At 39.1% G+C, this 16,084-nt stretch carries 18 protein-coding genes; 12 read left to right on the top strand and 6 right to left on the bottom strand.

What is annotated here, in order from left to right:
- Positions 1-76: 76 nt before the first annotated feature.
- The 3 genes from H4J59_RS05725 to H4J59_RS05715 all read left to right on the top strand — a co-directional run bounded on the left by H4J59_RS05725 (position 77) and on the right by H4J59_RS05715 (position 2,063).
- A complete protein-coding gene (locus tag H4J59_RS05725; RefSeq protein ID WP_182237611.1) occupies positions 77-571 on the top strand; it encodes a chemotaxis protein CheW in 495 nt (164 codons plus the stop codon).
- A gap of 58 nt (positions 572-629) precedes the next feature.
- On the top strand, positions 630-1,109 hold the full coding sequence (locus H4J59_RS05720; protein WP_182237609.1) for a DUF2802 domain-containing protein: 480 nt from the start codon (positions 630-632) through the stop codon (positions 1,107-1,109).
- A gap of 216 nt (positions 1,110-1,325) precedes the next feature.
- Complete coding sequence (locus tag H4J59_RS05715) at positions 1,326-2,063, top strand: VacJ family lipoprotein (RefSeq protein ID WP_182237607.1); 738 nt, start codon at positions 1,326-1,328, stop codon at positions 2,061-2,063.
- A gap of 48 nt (positions 2,064-2,111) precedes the next feature.
- On the opposite strand, the gene H4J59_RS05710 is transcribed toward H4J59_RS05715, so the two are convergent.
- Positions 2,112-2,420 (bottom strand): DUF6170 family protein, encoded by a 309-nt coding sequence (locus tag H4J59_RS05710; RefSeq protein ID WP_182237605.1) that lies wholly within the window; start codon positions 2,418-2,420, stop codon positions 2,112-2,114.
- Between the two features lie 543 nt (positions 2,421-2,963).
- Here H4J59_RS05710 and ribE point away from each other — a divergent pair.
- Genes ribE through H4J59_RS05690 form a run of 4 tightly spaced genes read left to right on the top strand, consistent with a single transcriptional unit; the run spans position 2,964 to position 5,320 of the window.
- Positions 2,964-3,428 (top strand): 6,7-dimethyl-8-ribityllumazine synthase, encoded by a 465-nt coding sequence (gene ribE, locus H4J59_RS05705; protein ID WP_182134850.1) that lies wholly within the window; start codon positions 2,964-2,966, stop codon positions 3,426-3,428.
- Positions 3,429-3,440: 12 nt separating this feature from the next.
- Entirely contained in the window at positions 3,441-3,857 is a 417-nt protein-coding gene (gene nusB, locus H4J59_RS05700; protein WP_182189937.1) for a transcription antitermination factor NusB, read from the top strand.
- An 18-nt stretch (positions 3,858-3,875) separates the two neighbouring features.
- Entirely contained in the window at positions 3,876-4,847 is a 972-nt protein-coding gene (gene thiL / locus H4J59_RS05695) for a thiamine-phosphate kinase (RefSeq protein WP_182237603.1), read from the top strand.
- Positions 4,848-4,849: 2 nt separating this feature from the next.
- Positions 4,850-5,320: a phosphatidylglycerophosphatase A gene (locus H4J59_RS05690; RefSeq protein ID WP_182237601.1), complete on the top strand. Its 471-nt coding sequence runs from the start codon at positions 4,850-4,852 to the stop codon at positions 5,318-5,320.
- A gap of 135 nt (positions 5,321-5,455) precedes the next feature.
- On the opposite strand, the gene H4J59_RS19335 is transcribed toward H4J59_RS05690, so the two are convergent.
- Complete coding sequence (locus H4J59_RS19335; protein ID WP_259369400.1) at positions 5,456-5,581, bottom strand: hypothetical protein; 126 nt, start codon at positions 5,579-5,581, stop codon at positions 5,456-5,458.
- 82 nt (positions 5,582-5,663) lie between these two features.
- Between H4J59_RS19335 and ung the strand changes: the two genes are divergently transcribed.
- A complete protein-coding gene (ung, locus tag H4J59_RS05685) occupies positions 5,664-6,356 on the top strand; it encodes a uracil-DNA glycosylase (protein ID WP_182237599.1) in 693 nt (230 codons plus the stop codon).
- A 227-nt stretch (positions 6,357-6,583) separates the two neighbouring features.
- Positions 6,584-8,116, top strand: a complete 1,533-nt coding sequence (locus H4J59_RS05680; protein ID WP_182237597.1) for an aminotransferase class V-fold PLP-dependent enzyme — start codon at positions 6,584-6,586, stop codon at positions 8,114-8,116.
- A gap of 82 nt (positions 8,117-8,198) precedes the next feature.
- Here the strand turns inward: H4J59_RS05680 and H4J59_RS05675 are convergent, their stop codons facing one another.
- Positions 8,199-8,768 carry a GNAT family N-acetyltransferase gene (locus tag H4J59_RS05675; protein ID WP_182237595.1) on the bottom strand — a complete coding sequence of 190 codons (570 nt, stop codon included), beginning with the start codon at positions 8,766-8,768 and terminating at the stop codon, positions 8,199-8,201.
- Positions 8,769-8,894: 126 nt separating this feature from the next.
- On the opposite strand from H4J59_RS05675, the gene H4J59_RS05670 reads away from it, so the two are divergent.
- On the top strand, positions 8,895-10,232 hold the full coding sequence (locus H4J59_RS05670; RefSeq protein ID WP_182196827.1) for an FAD-binding oxidoreductase: 1,338 nt from the start codon (positions 8,895-8,897) through the stop codon (positions 10,230-10,232).
- 72 nt (positions 10,233-10,304) lie between these two features.
- Here H4J59_RS05670 and H4J59_RS05665 read toward each other — a convergent pair whose 3' ends face one another.
- The 3 genes from H4J59_RS05665 to H4J59_RS05655 form a co-directional block, all read right to left on the bottom strand.
- The gene (locus H4J59_RS05665) at positions 10,305-11,258 is read right to left on the bottom strand and encodes an NAD(P)-dependent oxidoreductase (protein WP_182237593.1); all 954 of its coding nucleotides are present in this window, start codon (positions 11,256-11,258) and stop codon (positions 10,305-10,307) included.
- A gap of 182 nt (positions 11,259-11,440) precedes the next feature.
- Positions 11,441-12,670: an NnrS family protein gene (locus H4J59_RS05660; protein ID WP_310733166.1), complete on the bottom strand. Its 1,230-nt coding sequence runs from the start codon at positions 12,668-12,670 to the stop codon at positions 11,441-11,443.
- Between the two features lie 103 nt (positions 12,671-12,773).
- Positions 12,774-13,022, bottom strand: a complete 249-nt coding sequence (locus H4J59_RS05655; RefSeq protein WP_182237589.1) for a DUF2164 domain-containing protein — start codon at positions 13,020-13,022, stop codon at positions 12,774-12,776.
- A 693-nt stretch (positions 13,023-13,715) separates the two neighbouring features.
- On the opposite strand from H4J59_RS05655, the gene iscX reads away from it, so the two are divergent.
- Positions 13,716-13,916, top strand: a complete 201-nt coding sequence (gene iscX / locus H4J59_RS05650) for a Fe-S cluster assembly protein IscX (RefSeq protein ID WP_182237587.1) — start codon at positions 13,716-13,718, stop codon at positions 13,914-13,916.
- 173 nt (positions 13,917-14,089) lie between these two features.
- A complete protein-coding gene (locus H4J59_RS05645) occupies positions 14,090-15,796 on the top strand; it encodes an NAD-dependent malic enzyme (protein WP_182237585.1) in 1,707 nt (568 codons plus the stop codon).
- Positions 15,797-16,084: the final 288 nt, after the last annotated feature.

The following is a 16,084-nucleotide window of genomic DNA, read 5'->3' as shown; positions in this document are numbered from 1 at the left end:
TAAACTTGCCAGTATACTAAGAGCCTAAGTGTTCTGGTCATTAGAATAATAACTAAAATTTAAAGAGGTCAGCAGTATGTCTGATGAAAGACGCAATGCAAGTGAACGTGTAAACATCAATGATGAAATACTACAATGGGTAACGTTTAAACTCGATCGAGAAACATACGGTATCAACGTTATGCAAGTGCAAGAAGTGTTACGTTACACTGAAGTAGCACCTGTACCGGGTTCGCCAATATATGTTATGGGTATCATTAACCTGCGTGGTAATGTTGTTACCGTTATTGATACTCGTATAAGATTTGGGCTTGAGTCGGCTGAAATAAACGACAATGCTCGCATCGTGATCATTGAAGCTGAAACACAAGTTATTGGCATTTTAGTTGATAGCGTTGCGGAAGTTGTTTATTTAAAATCATCAGAGATGGATGTAGCACCCAATGTTGGCAATGACGAAAGCGCTAAGTTTATTCAAGGCGTGTCTAACCGAGATGGTGAATTACTAATTTTGGTTGATCTAAATCAATTACTCTCTGACGAAGAGTGGGATGAACTAAAGCAATTCTAATTTTAGCCAATAAGCCTGCTATAAGTAGGCTTTATTTCCAGCGAAGCCAATTAAACTTATGGAAAATATATCTACTAACCTGATCAGCTTAATTACATTCGTCATTGTGATACTCCTTGTCCTGTTATTAGTGGCGCGAATATTGGCGCGAAAAAATCGTTTTGCCCAACAAATAGATGAATTACAACAACAAGTAAATAGTCAAGAAATACAACTGTTAGAATTACAAGATTTACTTGCCAGACAGCAATCGCAGTTAGAAATCAATCAACGACACTGTACTGAGTCGCAAATAGAAAACGAACAAGTTAGCAAGCAATTAGAACACCGTATTAAAGTGACTCAGGAACAGTTTAGTAATCAATTTCAAAGTATCGAACAAGTGTTACATCAGCAACCTGAAGATAAATTATACACTCGAGCACAAAAATTGGTTGAGCTGGGTGCAGATCTTGCTGAAATAATACGAGAGTGTGATATCCCTAGAGCTGAGGCTGAAATGTTGCTTTCTATTCATCAAAGAAAAGCTGTAAAATAGTACCATTACTATAAAATACCGTATTTAAACGTTACATTTTTACGTAAAACCTTAAACGCTCTCGTGATAAACTGCACGATAGAGAAATTTTATTTTTAGCTTTATAACTTATATATTGTTTAATGGTTATAAGACAAGGATCCTGTAGTGAACAGAATAAAAAAAGTTGCATTGAAAACCCGATCAATACTTAGCTTAAAACTCTTGCTAACCCTAATGTTTTCGTTTTTTTTAACGGCTTGTTCGACAACGCCTTCGTCAGAGCAAACGCTATCTGATCCAAAAGATCCGCTAGAAGTGATTAACCGACCTTTTTGGACTTTTACTTGGGATTATGCAGATAAATACGTCTTCAAACCGGCATCGCAAGGTTATGTTGAATATATGCCGACAGACTTGCGCAGAGGTGTTCATAATATGGCACTGAATCTAAATGAACCTTCAACAATCATTAATGATTTATTACAAGCAAAGTTTACTGATGCAGCAAAGACCACCGGACGCTTTGTTTTGAACTCTACCATCGGCTTATTAGGCTTTTTTGATCCAGCAAGTGATTTTGGTTGGAACCGAAAACAAGAAGAGTTTGGCGAGGTACTTGGCAGTTATGGTGTAGGTGACGGTCCTTACTTGGTTGTTCCCGCGCTTGGTCCTTCATCGGTACGTGAAGAGGTAGGTGATTTTGTTGACCGCTATTACTGGCCACTTGCCGTTATCGATTTTTGGCCTAATATATTACGCGCTGGCGTTTTAGGCTTGGAAGCCCGAGCGTCGTTTGCTGATCAAGAAGCTATTTTGAATGACGCCATAGATCCTTATGAGTTTGTTAAAAATGCCTACTTTCAAAATATGCAGTTTAGAGTTTATGATGGAAACCCACCTATTGAAGTTAACCAAGCAGAAGAGGCCAATATTGACGCTTATCTAGAAGAGCTTGAAAATATGCAGCCTTAATATTTTTAATCAAGACTGATGCTAGGAATAAACTGAAGAAAAAGCGAACTAAAGTTCGCTTTTTTGGTATTGAGCAACGGCGTTATCTAGGTGCTTTTGGGTAAAAAATAACATAATAGGTCTTAACAGCAAAAAATAGGCAATCAGCACTATTACAACGGATGCTGCCAAGGCAAAACCTTGTAGATTTGCGATAAAGAAAAATGGTGGTATCAGCAGTGATAACTTAATCATATTCAAAATAAACTTTTCAGGCGGAGACAGTTTTGCTTGTGCTAAGGCTAGAATAGCTTGTCGTTGATGTAAGCTAAATACCTGCAAGGCTGGTATTTTATTGGTAGAAAAATAAATAGTCATAAAATTTCAAATAAATATGCGCTCAAACTATAGGTAGGGCTATCATACAAAAATGACACTAAATGTGCCATGGGCAAATACGATAGTGAGTGATTTATTAATATAGTTGCTGTTTATTTTAACTCAAAGCTAACAGTACAAAGCTAACAGTAAAAAGATAGCGGTAAACTTTAAGTTAGCAGCGAGCAGTAAAAAAGTAACGCTGAGCTATCAGTAAAGCACACTAAACATTGTTATAATAGAACTCGTCATTATGAGCACTAAAGCCTGACTGAAAGCTAAGCGCTAATCACTTAAAACTTCCCTCAACACTATTTGTAAACCAAGATTTATGCCATTAAGTGAGCGGATAAATTAGCCGACAAGTCCCTGTAGAAATACTAAATAAAAACGATGGTCTTGAGCCTAAGCTACATCAGTGGTTAAGAAAGGTAAAATATCGACTTTAGATGCAAAGTTTCTGATAAAATTGTCAAAACGAGTTCCTCAGTCGCGCGCAATTTGCTAGAATTGCGACAATTTTTATCAGTAGGTGATTTTTAAATGAATATCATAGAAGCTAACTTTGATGCAACCGGTAAGAAATTCGCGATTGTTGTCTCTCGTTTTAATAGTTTTGTTGTTGAAAACTTACTTGAAGGCGCCGTAGATACACTTAAACGCCATGGTAATGTTGCCGATAGTGACATTACCATCATCCGTGTTCCTGGTGCCTATGAGTTACCAGTAGCGGCTAAAAAAGTTGCTGCGAAAGGTGGATACGATGGCATTATTGCTATTGGTGCCGTTATTCGTGGCGGAACGCCGCATTTTGATTTTGTTGCTGGCGAATGTAATAAAGGCCTAGCACAAGTTGCTATGGAATATACTCTGCCAGTAGCATTTGGTGTTATTACCACCGACTCTATTGAGCAAGCTATTGACCGTGCCGGCCTTAAAGTAGGCAATAAAGGCGCTGAAGCAGCATTAAGTGCTTTAGAAATGGTTAACGTGCTCGATAAGTTATAACAGGATATTTTTGTGAAACCATCACCTAGAAGAAAAGCCAGAGAGTTAGCAGTACAAGCAGTGTATTCTTGGCAACTAAGTAACAACAACATTGCTGAAATTGAACTGAATTTTTTGACTGAAAATAGTGCTCGTCGTTTTGATATTCCCTATTTTCAACAACTGTTCCGTGGAATTTCAGCACAAATTAGCAGTATTGATGAAAAAATATCTCCTCATGTTGACCGTCCACTAAAAGATGTTGACCCGGTTGAAAAAGCGATTTTACGCGTCGCTGTGTTTGAATTATCTGAATGCCTAGATGTACCTTATCGTGTCATTATCAATGAAGCCATTGAGTTAGCAAAATCATTTGGTGCAGATGATAGTCATAAGTTTGTCAACGGTGTTTTAGATAAAGTGGTTAAGCTTGTTCGCCCGAACGAATAGTCATAATTTGGTTGTAATATGAAAGAGTTTGAATTGATCAAACACTTCTTTAGTGAGCAGGTGATCAAACGCAAGGATGTGGTACTTGGTATCGGTGATGACTGCGCTATAGTCAGTCCTGCTGAGCGTCAAAATATTGCAATAACCACAGATACCTTAGTCGCTGGCGTTCATTTTCCTCATGAAACTAGCGCTCGCGCTATTGGCCATAAATCAATAGCAGTGAATCTATCAGACCTAGCGGCAATGGGCGCTGAACCTAGTTGGATTTCTTTGGCGATCACCATGCCAGAAGTCGATCTAAAATGGATTGAAGACTTCTGTCTTGGTGTCTTTGAGTTGTGTGAATATTATAATGTGCAACTCATTGGTGGCGATACTACGCAAGGGCCTTTGAGTATTACTGTTACCGCCCAAGGTTTAGTACCGATAAATAAGCATTTGACCCGTTCAGGCGCTAAAGCTGGTGATTGGATTTATGTTACTGGTGAAGTGGGTGATGCGGCATTAGCCCTAAAGCATATTTTACATGAGGTAAATGTTGCACCTGAATATCGAGAAAGTGTGCAGAACAGTTTAGATTTTCCAACACCGAGGATCTTGGCTGGACAGGCACTTCGTGGCTATGCCAGTGCGGCGATAGATTTATCGGACGGTATTATTTCAGACTTAGGTCATCTTTGTAGCGCTTCTAAGGTAGGTGCTAATATTGTATTAGATCACTTGCCAATTTCTAAGGCATTACAAGCTACGGTTGGGATGGAAAAAGCCTTTGAAATGGCACTTACGGGTGGTGATGATTATGAATTGTTATTTACGGTATCTGAAGACAACAAAGTCGGCATTGAAACGGCTTTAGCAAATTCCAGTAACGCTATAACGTGCATTGGTCAGATTAATCGTAGTGAAAAAATAACCACCACTTTAAACCGTAAAGCTGTCGCTATTAAGACTAAAAGCTTTGAACACTTTTCTAGCACTAAAGAGTGATGATGAAAAATTCTACGGCAAATTTTAGACTATCAAATCCCATCCATTTTTTGGCGCTAGGTTTTGGTAGTGGTTTAGCACCTAAAGCACCGGGTACTTTTGGTACCTTAGCCGCAATTCCATTATTTTTGCTGTTTGCACCGCTTAACTATACGCTTTATTTAACCTTGTTGGTGGTGATGAGTGTCGCAGGTATTTATATTTGTGGTAAAGCAGCAACCGATGCAGGGGTTCCTGATCATGGCGCGATAGTGTGGGATGAATTTGTTGGATTTTTGATCACTATGTTCTTGATGCCATTAACATGGCAAACAATACTGGTGGGTTTTATCTTATTTCGCTTTTTCGATATTCTCAAGCCTTGGCCAATTTCCTATATTGACAAAAATTGCCATGGTGGACTTGGTATTATGCTTGACGATATAGTCGCGGGTATTGCGGCTTGGGCTTGTATGATGCTAATTTTTTATTAAGCTAATAATCAGTCAATAACCTATCACTAGAAAAGCCAAAGAATGTATTCTTTGGCTTTTTCATTTTGTAGACAAATAGGCTTTAGTGCCCAAAGGCAGCTAAGCAAAATAAGGCCAATTGATGTTTAAGGCAGCTTATTGTAGCTCGCTATCTATGCCGGTAGTTATGCCAGTAGTTATGCAGGTAACCATGCCGGTAGTGATACCGTTAGTCATGTAGCTAGTCATACCGCTCAATAGGCTATAAAACAATGATTGCATTATTCATTGCCATACGTGGCGTTACGATATGAGTGCCTGTTCGCACGTCATTTAAAATATTCGCTACTTAAAGAGTAATAATATGTCTCAGTTAAAACCGCAATGGCAAAAAATAATAGCTCATGAGCAACAACAAGATTATTTTCAACAATTATCGCAAGAAATTGTTCAGCAAAGAGCGAATGGTGAGGTGATACTGCCAGCTGAAGAGGATGTTTTTAATGCTTTTTCTACCCTTGATTTAGCCAATGTGAAAGTGGTTATTCTAGGCCAAGACCCTTATCATGGCCTGGGTAAAAGTGGTGAGTCACAAGCACATGGTTTAGCTTTTTCGGTGCGAAAAGGCATTAAAGTGCCACCTTCTTTAGTTAATATCTACAAGGAGCTTAAGCAAGATATTACTGACTTTAGCACACCCCATCATGGTTATTTGAATGAGTGGGCACAACAAGGTGTTTTACTGCTTAACACTGTGCTGACCGTTAAGCAGGGACAAGCACACTCTCATGCTAAATTGGGTTGGGAAGAGTTTACCAATAAAATTATTGCTGAAATTAATCAGCATAATACCGGCTGTGTATTTTTACTCTGGGGCAGTCATGCGCAGAAAAAAGGTAAAAATATTGATCAGCAAAAACACTTAGTGTTAAACGGGCCACACCCATCGCCACTTTCCGCTTATCGAGGTTTCTTCGGTTGCCAACATTTTTCTAAAGCTAACCTATGGTTAAAAGCACAGAATAAAACCGCCATCAATTGGCAAATTAGCGATTAAAAAGTCATTATTATTGTTCGCTATTAAGAAAATAATTTCACTTTATATCGATTACTAACATTTATTTTCAGATAAGGCTTAAAATCAATTATTAAAGGTAAATTTTTTTAGTAATATGTTTTTTTGTAAATTTAATTTGCTATTAATCTTGTTTTATTGGTTTTTATTTTTACAAAGTAGCAATGGTGCTAGTATGTTTTCATTATAGAAAGTGAAGAGTATACAGCATGTCATTGGAAAATTATTTTTTACCCTTTCGCCAACATGTCATTGGTAAAAATTTACAACATCAAATTAATGGTCAACAGCTTGATATTATTTACGCAGATTGGACAGCAAGTGGTCGGTTATACCAACCCATTGAAGACTATTTGACCCAAGAGTTAGGACCTTATGTCGCCAATACGCATACTGAGACTAATCTAACCGGTAGTGCCATGACCCATGCTTATCATGACGCCCAACATATTATTAAACGCCATGTAAACGCTTGCGACAATGATGTGTTGATTACAGCTGGCGCGGGTATGACGGCTGTTGTTAATAAATTTCAACGAATTTTAGGTTTGCGAATTCCTGAGCGTATGCAAGCGCAAGTGGCGTTTGCAGAAAACGATAGACCTGTGGTTTTTATTACCCATATGGAGCATCATTCTAATCAAACCTCTTGGTATGAATGCGATGTCACCTTGGAAATTGTTGAGCCTGATAGTCAGGGTCTACCTTCTTTAACGCACCTAGAATCATTGTTAGAAAAATACCAAAACCGTAAGGTGAAAATAGGCTCTTTTTCTGCTTGTTCAAATGTTACCGGTATTAAAACCCCGTATTATCAGCTTGCAGAAATTATGCATCAACAGGGTGGTTTGTGTTTTGTTGATTTTGCGGCTTCTGCACCCTATGTTGATATTGATATGCATCCGAGTAATCCTAAGCAAGCATTAGATGCGATTTACTTTTCGCCACATAAATTTTTAGGTGGTCCTGGCAGCTCAGGGGTATTGGTTTTTAATAAAGCACTTTATAAAAACAAAGTGCCAGATCACCCTGGTGGTGGCACAGTAACCTGGACAAATCCTTGGGGAAAACACAGTTTTTTTAATAATATACAGCTGCGGGAAGATGGCGGCACCCCCGGCTTTTTACAATGTATTAAAACCGCGCTAGCGATCAAATTAAAAGATGCCATGGGCGTTGAAAACATTCAGCAACGTGAAGCTCAAATCAGCCAATATGTTATGGATAACTTAGCTAAGAATGAACATGTGGTGATGCTTGAGCCTAATATACGTCAGCGTTTAGCTATTGTTTCGTTTTATGTGCCGGGTGCTCATTATAATTTAGTCGTGCGGTTACTGAATGATAAATTTGGCGTACAAACCCGTGGCGGCTGTTCATGCGCTGGTACTTATGGTCATATTTTATTAAAGGTGGACCAAGATACCTCCTCAAAAATAACCCAGCAAATCGACTCAGGTGACTTTGCCGAAAAGCCCGGTTGGATCCGAGCTTCATTTCATCCTACCACCTCAGATAAAGAAGTTGCCTTTGTGGTTGAGGCCATTAATCAAGTGACTGAAAATATAGCGCTATGGAGCAAAGAGTACCGCTTTAACCCAGCGTCTGGTGACTACGAACATGGTAAACCAGAGGTTGATTTTCCGAGTTTATCTGACTTTAATGCCTTACCAGAACCTGGCTCAGCCGTTAGAAATAAAGTGCGAGAAACACCATCAATATTACGGAAAATATTTGGCTAGAGGATTAAAGGATTAAAGGATTAAAGGTTGATGGGTGATTAATAACAATAATCACCCAGCAGAATTTCTTTCGGGCATAGTATTATTGCTCAAAAACAACCATCATTTCAGCAGCTTCGCAATGACAGTTATGATGACATATCGTACATTCATAGCCTGCTAAGCTTAATTCATGCCAACGGTCTGGGTGGTCTTTAATTAATATACCACCCGATTTAGTAAAATATTTTACCGCACTATTGCCTGGGCTTTGTTTCCATAAGTGGCTAACGCCGGCAATGGCACCTTGTTGCATAGCGGCTGTAATTGAGCGCTTTAGTAGCTCACCACCAATACCATGGCCACGGTAATGCTCATCAACCGTATTACACTTAAAATAGCAAACTTGTGCGGCAGGCACTGGCCATAGTTCAGTAGAACACCATTTGTCTATCTGCCATTGCTGCGAGGCATAAGTAATTCTAAAGCCAACCAATTTTTCATCATGATAAACCACAAAACCGGCGTTAATACCATTTTTAAGTCCTTTATCGTACCAAATTTGCATGCTGGTTTGATCAAGATAACCGGCACCGTGAACCTCGGTAGCTAATTGAATAACTTTATCAAAGTCAGCAGGGGTTAATGCTTGATAGTTGAGGGTGATGGTCATAAAATTATTTTTATTGGGTGAGTTATTACAGCATTGTACTGTTTTTTTTGAGATACTTTAAGCGCGCTAGTGTTTAAAACACGATAAAAAATTAATATAAAAACCTATTAGGTTTTGGATGTGAAAATGTACGATCCTTTACACGATTTATCACCCGGCTGTAATCAGGCCTACCCCGAGAGTTATTGGGCTAATGTCTCAGGCATAGCACCGGAACACGATGGCGCCGTTATCGCTGATCTTGATGTTGACGTGGCTATTATTGGTGCAGGATATACCGGTTTATCTTGCGCGCTACATTTGGCTCGTGAGCATGGTATTAAAGCTCATGTGTTAGAAGCTAACCAAACCGCCTGGGGTTGCAGCGGTCGTAATGCTGGTTTTATTTTGAAATCTTCAGGTCGCAAGTCTTATGGCCAAATGGCTAAGCAATGGGGTGAAGAGGTTATGCGCGGCATTTATCAAGAAATGGCCGCGGGTGTTGAAACCGTCAATTCACTGATAAATGAAGGCATTGACTGCGATAAGCAAAGTGCGGGTTATATTAAAGTTGCCCATAAACCTAATAAACTCAAAGAATTAGTTGAGCTAGCAAAACTGCAGCAGAAAATGTTTGGCTATGATGTTGAAATTCTTTCACAAAACGAAGTACGTCAGCAATACATGGACGATCGTAATGCTTATGGGGCTATTCGTTATCAAGACGGTTTTGGTTTAAATCCGTTAAAACTTGCTTGGGGCTACCAAAAGTTGGCGCGACAAGCAGGCGCTAAAGTGCATTGTGCGACACCGGTTAACCACTGGCAATCACAAGGCAATAAACAACAACTTCATACGCCTAATGGTATTGTTAGTGCACAAAAAGTGGTGATAGCTACCAACGGTTACACTCCAAAAAACTTTCATCCCTTAACAACCGATAGAACATTGCCGGTACTTTCACAAATTATCGTTACCGAGCCGTTGAGTGCAGCGCAAATAGCCGCGTGTAATTTCTTAACCTCGAATGTGGTGATGGACACGAGAGCATTAAAATATTATTACCGTAAGTTACCTGACAATAGAATATTATTTGGTGGCCGCGGGGCTATAACCGGTAAAGGTGCTGACGACCCTTATTATGCACAACGTTTACTGACGGTATTAAAAACCAGCTTTCCAGCGTTAGCTAATATCACTTATAGTTACGCTTGGTCAGGCTGGATTTGTATGGCGTTGGACGATTTGCCACACATTCATCAAAATGACCAACAATCGGTATTTTACAGCATGGGTTATTGTGGCAGTGGCGTATCGTTCTCGGTACAAGCAGGCAAACGTTTAGCTGAAAAAGTGGCTGAAAAGCCAGTGCCTAATTTACCTCTGTATAATAAAGCACTACCTAAATTTCCATTTGCTCCATTACGACGAGCAGGGCAATGGGGCTATTTTCATTACGGTAAAATAAAAGATCAGTGGTTTTAAGTGCCCATTGAGCTAAAATCAAAGACCCTTGGTTTTAGCGTGGTAACTGTAAAGTAAATTTTTACCTCAGGTTTAATCGATGCGGTTAGTGCGCTCGTCTTGTTTAAATGCCTTTATATTCGCGGCGACTAAATTAAGTAAGGCTTGCTGTGCTTGTTGGCTTGCCCAAGCGATGTGCGCGGTTATTTTCAATTTAGTTGACTGTGCCGCTAACAGGATATGATCTTTTGGTGGCGGCTCTTGCTCTAATACATCCAAAATAGCACAAGCCAATTGGTTATTATTTAATGCCGCTAATAAGTCATGATTATTAATTAAAGCGCCTCTGGCGGTGTTAATAAGTACTGCGCTATCTTTCATGCCGTTGAATATTTTTTTATCAAACAAGCCTTCAGTTTCAGCTGTTTGTGGACAATGTAAACTAATGATATCAGCCTGAGAAATTACCTGCTCAAACGCCACTCGGTCGATACGTATTGTCACTGCCTTAGGCCTTTCAGCAATGAGTACACGCATATCGAAAGCGCGAGCGATTGTCGCTACTTTGCTGCCTAATGCGCCGTAGCCAATAATCCCCATGGTTTTTCCTGCTAATTCATCACTGCCTTTACCGTGCATGCAAAAGGTATCACTAGCTTGCCATTGGCCAGTACGGGTATTGTTATTGTGATCTTCTATTTGGCTGTAATAGGCCAGTAGTTGAGCAAATACATATTGAGCGACAGAGTTTTTTGCATAACCACTGACATTAGTTACCGCAATGCCAAGCTCACGCGCGGCATCAATATCAACATTATTAATGCCCGTGGCTGTGATACAAATGAGTTTTAAATGGGGTAACTGGCTTAATATTGCACGGTTAAGTATCACTTTATTACTTAAAACAATTTCAGCGTCGATACTACGTAGCAATACTTGTGCTGGTGTTGTGACCGGGTATAAATCTAACTTGCTAACCGTCTGACGAAGCACAGATAAGTCAAGTGAAGGGCTAAAGGTTTGATAGTCTAAAAATACCGCGCGCATGTTATCTACTCAAGATGAAAATTTTACTCAGTTTATATCACATCTAATGCGCGACTCAATCAATGCTTATTTTATTACATTAAAGCTCAACGCCTGACTATCAATAGAAAATTAATAAAATAGCAAGTTATGAAAACAGCAAATTAAGGCGTTTAAACGCACCGAACAACCGCTTACAACCTCTAACCCGAGCGGCCATCAGCCCGTGCTTTTAACAGCATAGGTCCATAACAGATGGCAAACAGCATAAAACTGACCATCCAAAGTAAGCCGCTAATATCAATAAATATCATGGTTTTTTCTGGCAATACCCAAGGGCCAAAACACCGTACTAAGCTTGCTAATATTAGCGTAGCAAAAGCCAATGACATCAGCTTAGGCGCTTGTAATGGTCTGCCTGTATGGCCCAAAGATATCCGTGAAATCATAGCAAGAATAACACCACCGATCCCGCCTACGGTTATTAAATGCCAAATAGGGCTACTGGGAATTTCAGGGATTAAATAACTCAGGCCAAGCAATATCAAACCAAAGGCCAAGGCTTTAATTGCCAAGTGTAATGACCAAAGTAATGGCACGCCTAAGGTGATCCAAGGGCGCCATCTATACCATCGGATGGCTTGAAAAATGCCAGCAAAAATTAATAGGCCACCGAGATAAAAATGGTTTAAGCCAACAGCTGGCTGCAGTAGCAGCAGTATAGTGATCAGGGCGAGCGAGCCATTAGTGAGTTTATCAAGCCAAGGTAGCGTGGTTGCTTTGGGTGTTTGAGTACCATTTGCGGTAAACATGGGCACTACGCGACCGGCCATCACTGAAATAAGTAAAGTCATTAACATTACACCGGCATAGCCTGCGTATTGAATAGAGACCAATTTTGGGTAATATAGGCTAGCGTGCATTTGGACATTAGCGATAGTGAAAATGGTTAATAAAGGCACAAAGAATAAGTTGCGATACTGTTTAACCGCCAATATCGGCTTGGCTAAAACAAAAGCGATACAAGGCAAAAAGGCCAAATCTACTATTGTGGTTAATCTTGTGCCCAGTAAATCAGGAAAAATTAAGCAAACTCGGCCGAGTAACCACAAAGAAAATAAAGCGGCGAGCATTTTGCCTTGTACACCGGGCAACCCAGTCCAATTTTGTACGGCGGTTAATAGAAAACCGGCAATGATGGCACAACCAAAACCAAAAATCATTTCGTGAATATGCCACCAGTAACCACCACCGAAAGGCTGAAAATTTAGCTCAGCTCGGTAGAGCATTAGCCACAAGAGCATAGCGATAATACTAAATATCGTACCAGCGAGAAAGAAAGGACGAAAGCCGAGTCTAAATAAGGGTATTATTTGCTGTTCTTTTTCTAAATCAGCTAAATCAGCTTTTTCTAAATCAGAAAGTTGCGTCACAGGTGCCATCCTAAATTTTTATCTTGTGGTCATCATAAAGCAATTAATCAGTATTACTTTGGGGTAAATCAAGTAAAGGATTGTTATTTAATATTTTTAATGGTTATTTGGATACGGGTAATTCTAATTCAACAATCTGCTCAGCAATTAATTCCAGTTTTTCTGCCATCAATGTTTGAGCATCATACAAACCGCGATTGTAATATACAGCACCTAATTCTTCAGTAAAAAAGTCGAGTAAAAAATCAGCATCAAATTGCCCTAAATCTTGCTCTAATTCATTAGTAAAGTAGCCTTGTAGCTTGTCGACTAATAGCGACTTTTCGGTGCGGGTAAATTTTATTGGCGACATAAATACGTTTTCCTAGAATAACAAATGACCTAATTAATTGGCATTATACTCAAGTCACTGCAAGATGCATGTTTGTTCCTTTTACTAGGTCCTAACTTTAAGGACTAGCACTGCAGAAATGTGCTCCTGCGTTACTCTGTTTTACCACGTCAATGTTGCTGCATTTTTAAATGCTATAACGCAGAAAGTATATTCCTGTGATAACCCTTGCACTAGGATGTAAAAAGTATTTATGCGATGTTGATTTTTTGATTAGCAAATGACAATACCTCAAAACAATTGCCTTGTTTAAATCGTGTTTAATGACCACTGAAGTGAATATATTACAGTGATTGGGGTATATACTCAGCAGATGAAAACTAATTTAAGTATAACACTGTGAATAAATCGTCGTTTAAGCAATGGTGGCAAACAGACTGTTCGTTTTGCCGTAAATCAAGAATGATTATTTTATGGTTGGCGTTGATGTTAATTGCTGATAATTTGTGGTTTGGTTTAATACCCATTTGACTCAGCAAGTGATCACCTTTTTCATCAGGAAAAATAGCTAAATATAAGACATAAAACTTAGTTAGTAGTGATGTTACTTATAAATTTTATAACGCGGTGGTTTTTCATGTTAACCATTTAAAATGAGCAGATAATTAATCAACTTGGTTTAATTATTTACTAACAAAATAAAGAGGTAATACTATGACTTATCGTTGGACCGACTCACTTGAGATTGCACTTGATTTAATCGAAGCATATCCTGATGTAGACCCGATGAAATTACATTTTCCAGAATTAATGCAATGGGTGTTAGCGTTAGAAAATTTTGACGATGACCCTAAACATTGCGGCGAACGCATACTTGAAGCTATTCAGTTAGCCTGGATTTCAGAAGCTGATTAACTACAGGTTTAACTATAGGTTTAACTATTTAGCAGCAATAATAGGTAATTAAAACTGAATGATTAAACTTTATCTCTATTCAAAAGGTGATATTTGGCTATAATGTGCCCATCATCATTATTCTTATGATGAATCTTCGTCATTCACTCAATATATAAAAAAAGCATGCAACTATGACATCTGAAAAGACATCTGAAAAAAATAAACGGCCATTATATATCCCCTACGCAGGTTCTAGTTTACTAGAAACACCTTTACTAAATAAAGGTAGCGCATTTAGCGAAGAAGAGCGCTCACACTTTAATTTAACTGGGTTATTACCACCACGTTTTGAAACTATCGATGAGCAAGTTGAACGTGCCTACATGCAATATCGTAGCTTTGAAACTAACTTAAATAAGCATATTTACCTACGCGCCATTCATGATAACAATGAAACCCTGTTTTTTAAGTTAGTGCAAGCGAACTTGGCTGAGATGATGCCAATTATTTATACCCCAACTGTGGGTGATGCTTGTGAGCAGTTTTCAGATATTTATCGCAGCTCTCGGGGTTTGTTTGTTTCATATGACCAACGTCATCAGCTTGACGATATCTTGCGTAATGCGACAAAAAACAAAGTTAAAGTTATTGTGGTGACTGATGGCGAGCGTATTTTGGGTTTAGGTGACCAAGGTATTGGTGGCATGGGTATACCCATAGGTAAACTGTCGCTTTACACGGCCTGTGGTGGTATTAGCCCAGCTTATACCTTGCCTGTAATGCTTGATGTGGGTACCAATAATGAAAAGTTATTAAACGATCCTATGTATATGGGCTGGCGTCATCGTCGTATTGAACAAGATAAATACGACGAATTTTTAGCTATGTTCATTAACGCTGTTAAAAATCGTTGGCCTGATGTTTTATTACAGTTTGAAGATTTTGCTCAACCCAATGCCACTCCCTTGCTAAACCGTTATCGTGATGAACTTTGTTGTTTTAACGATGATATTCAAGGTACAGCGTCGGTTACTGTCGGTACCTTATTAGCGGCTTGTCGTACCAAAAAATCAGCCTTATCAGAGCAACGTGTAGTTTTTGTTGGTGCCGGCTCTGCGGGTTGCGGTATTGCCGAGCAAATTATTTCACAAATGGTCAGTGAAGGGATTGGTGAGCAACAAGCGCGTAGCCAAATATTTATGGTCGACCGTCTGGGTTTATTAACTGAAGGTATGCCGGGTTTACGTGACTTTCAAGAAAAACTGGTCCAGCAAAAATCAGCAGTAGCACCATGGAATGTCCAAAGTGACTACGCTTCTTTACTGGAGGTTATGCATGGCGCTGAACCGACGATTTTAATTGGCGTTTCTGGTGTGCCGGGTTTGTTCACTGAAGCCGTGATTAAGGCCATGAAAGCACATTGTAATATGCCAATAATCTTCCCACTGAGTAACCCAAGTCGTCAGGTAGAAGCAACACCGGAGCAAGTGATCAACTGGACCGAAGGTGAAGTGATTATTGCCACAGGTAGCCCGTTTGAGTCGGTTGAATATAAAGGTCAGATGTTTCCTATCGCCCAATGTAATAACAGTTACGTCTTTCCAGGTATAGGTTTAGGTGTGGTGTCAGCAAAGATCAATCGCATTACCGATGAAATGTTAATGGCAGCAAGCGCCATGTTAGCGCAAGCCTCACCGTTAGCTAATACCGGTACTGGTGAGTTGTTACCTCCTTTAGTAGAAATTGCTGCTTTAAGTAAAAAAATAGCCTTTGCTGTTGGTAAAGTCGCTTTTGAGCAAAATCTAGCCTTGCCACTATCGGATGAACAACTGATGCAAAATATTGAGCGTAATTTTTGGACACCTCAATATCGTCAATATCGTCGAGTCAGTATTTAAACCGCATAACAATGAATAAAAAATAATGAATAAAAAACGTTCACATGGATGAGCGTTTTTCTGTTTAATCCCAACAGTAAATTTTTGAATATAAATAAAAAATAACTAGCTAGGTGCATCTAGGCACAAGTTATACCAATCTCACTAATTATCTGATCATTTTTACTGGTTAAAATAACCAACTACTGCGTTATTTATTTAATAATTAGAACAACTAGTTATTAAATAAATGCCTTATATTTGGCCATTTTTCCTGCGTATAAAGTAGACCACCTAATTAATGAAATT

The sequence above is a fragment of the Colwellia sp. MB02u-10 genome, from assembly GCF_014077185.1.
Classification (GTDB): Bacteria; Pseudomonadota; Gammaproteobacteria; order Enterobacterales; family Alteromonadaceae; genus Cognaticolwellia.
This window is presented reverse-complemented; position numbering and strand designations above follow the sequence as displayed.

What these genes read in the sequence shown, in the direction of transcription:
- H4J59_RS05725 (WP_182237611.1), top strand. Translation starts at nt 77, where the DNA reads ATGTCTGATGAAAGACGCAATGCAAGTGAACGTGTAAACATCAATGAT.
- H4J59_RS05720 (WP_182237609.1), top strand. Translation starts at nt 630, where the DNA reads ATGGAAAATATATCTACTAACCTGATCAGCTTAATTACATTCGTCATT.
- H4J59_RS05715 (WP_182237607.1), top strand. Translation starts at nt 1,326, where the DNA reads ATGTTTTCGTTTTTTTTAACGGCTTGTTCGACAACGCCTTCGTCAGAG.
- H4J59_RS05710 (WP_182237605.1), bottom strand. Translation starts at nt 2,420, where the DNA reads ATGACTATTTATTTTTCTACCAATAAAATACCAGCCTTGCAGGTATTT.
- ribE (WP_182134850.1), top strand. Translation starts at nt 2,964, where the DNA reads ATGAATATCATAGAAGCTAACTTTGATGCAACCGGTAAGAAATTCGCG.
- thiL (WP_182237603.1), top strand. Translation starts at nt 3,876, where the DNA reads ATGAAAGAGTTTGAATTGATCAAACACTTCTTTAGTGAGCAGGTGATC.
- H4J59_RS05690 (WP_182237601.1), top strand. Translation starts at nt 4,850, where the DNA reads ATGAAAAATTCTACGGCAAATTTTAGACTATCAAATCCCATCCATTTT.
- H4J59_RS19335 (WP_259369400.1), bottom strand. Translation starts at nt 5,581, where the DNA reads ATGCAATCATTGTTTTATAGCCTATTGAGCGGTATGACTAGCTACATG.
- ung (WP_182237599.1), top strand. Translation starts at nt 5,664, where the DNA reads ATGTCTCAGTTAAAACCGCAATGGCAAAAAATAATAGCTCATGAGCAA.
- H4J59_RS05680 (WP_182237597.1), top strand. Translation starts at nt 6,584, where the DNA reads ATGTCATTGGAAAATTATTTTTTACCCTTTCGCCAACATGTCATTGGT.
- H4J59_RS05675 (WP_182237595.1), bottom strand. Translation starts at nt 8,768, where the DNA reads ATGACCATCACCCTCAACTATCAAGCATTAACCCCTGCTGACTTTGAT.
- H4J59_RS05670 (WP_182196827.1), top strand. Translation starts at nt 8,895, where the DNA reads ATGTACGATCCTTTACACGATTTATCACCCGGCTGTAATCAGGCCTAC.
- H4J59_RS05665 (WP_182237593.1), bottom strand. Translation starts at nt 11,258, where the DNA reads ATGCGCGCGGTATTTTTAGACTATCAAACCTTTAGCCCTTCACTTGAC.
- H4J59_RS05655 (WP_182237589.1), bottom strand. Translation starts at nt 13,022, where the DNA reads ATGTCGCCAATAAAATTTACCCGCACCGAAAAGTCGCTATTAGTCGAC.
- iscX (WP_182237587.1), top strand. Translation starts at nt 13,716, where the DNA reads ATGACTTATCGTTGGACCGACTCACTTGAGATTGCACTTGATTTAATC.
- H4J59_RS05645 (WP_182237585.1), top strand. Translation starts at nt 14,090, where the DNA reads ATGACATCTGAAAAGACATCTGAAAAAAATAAACGGCCATTATATATC.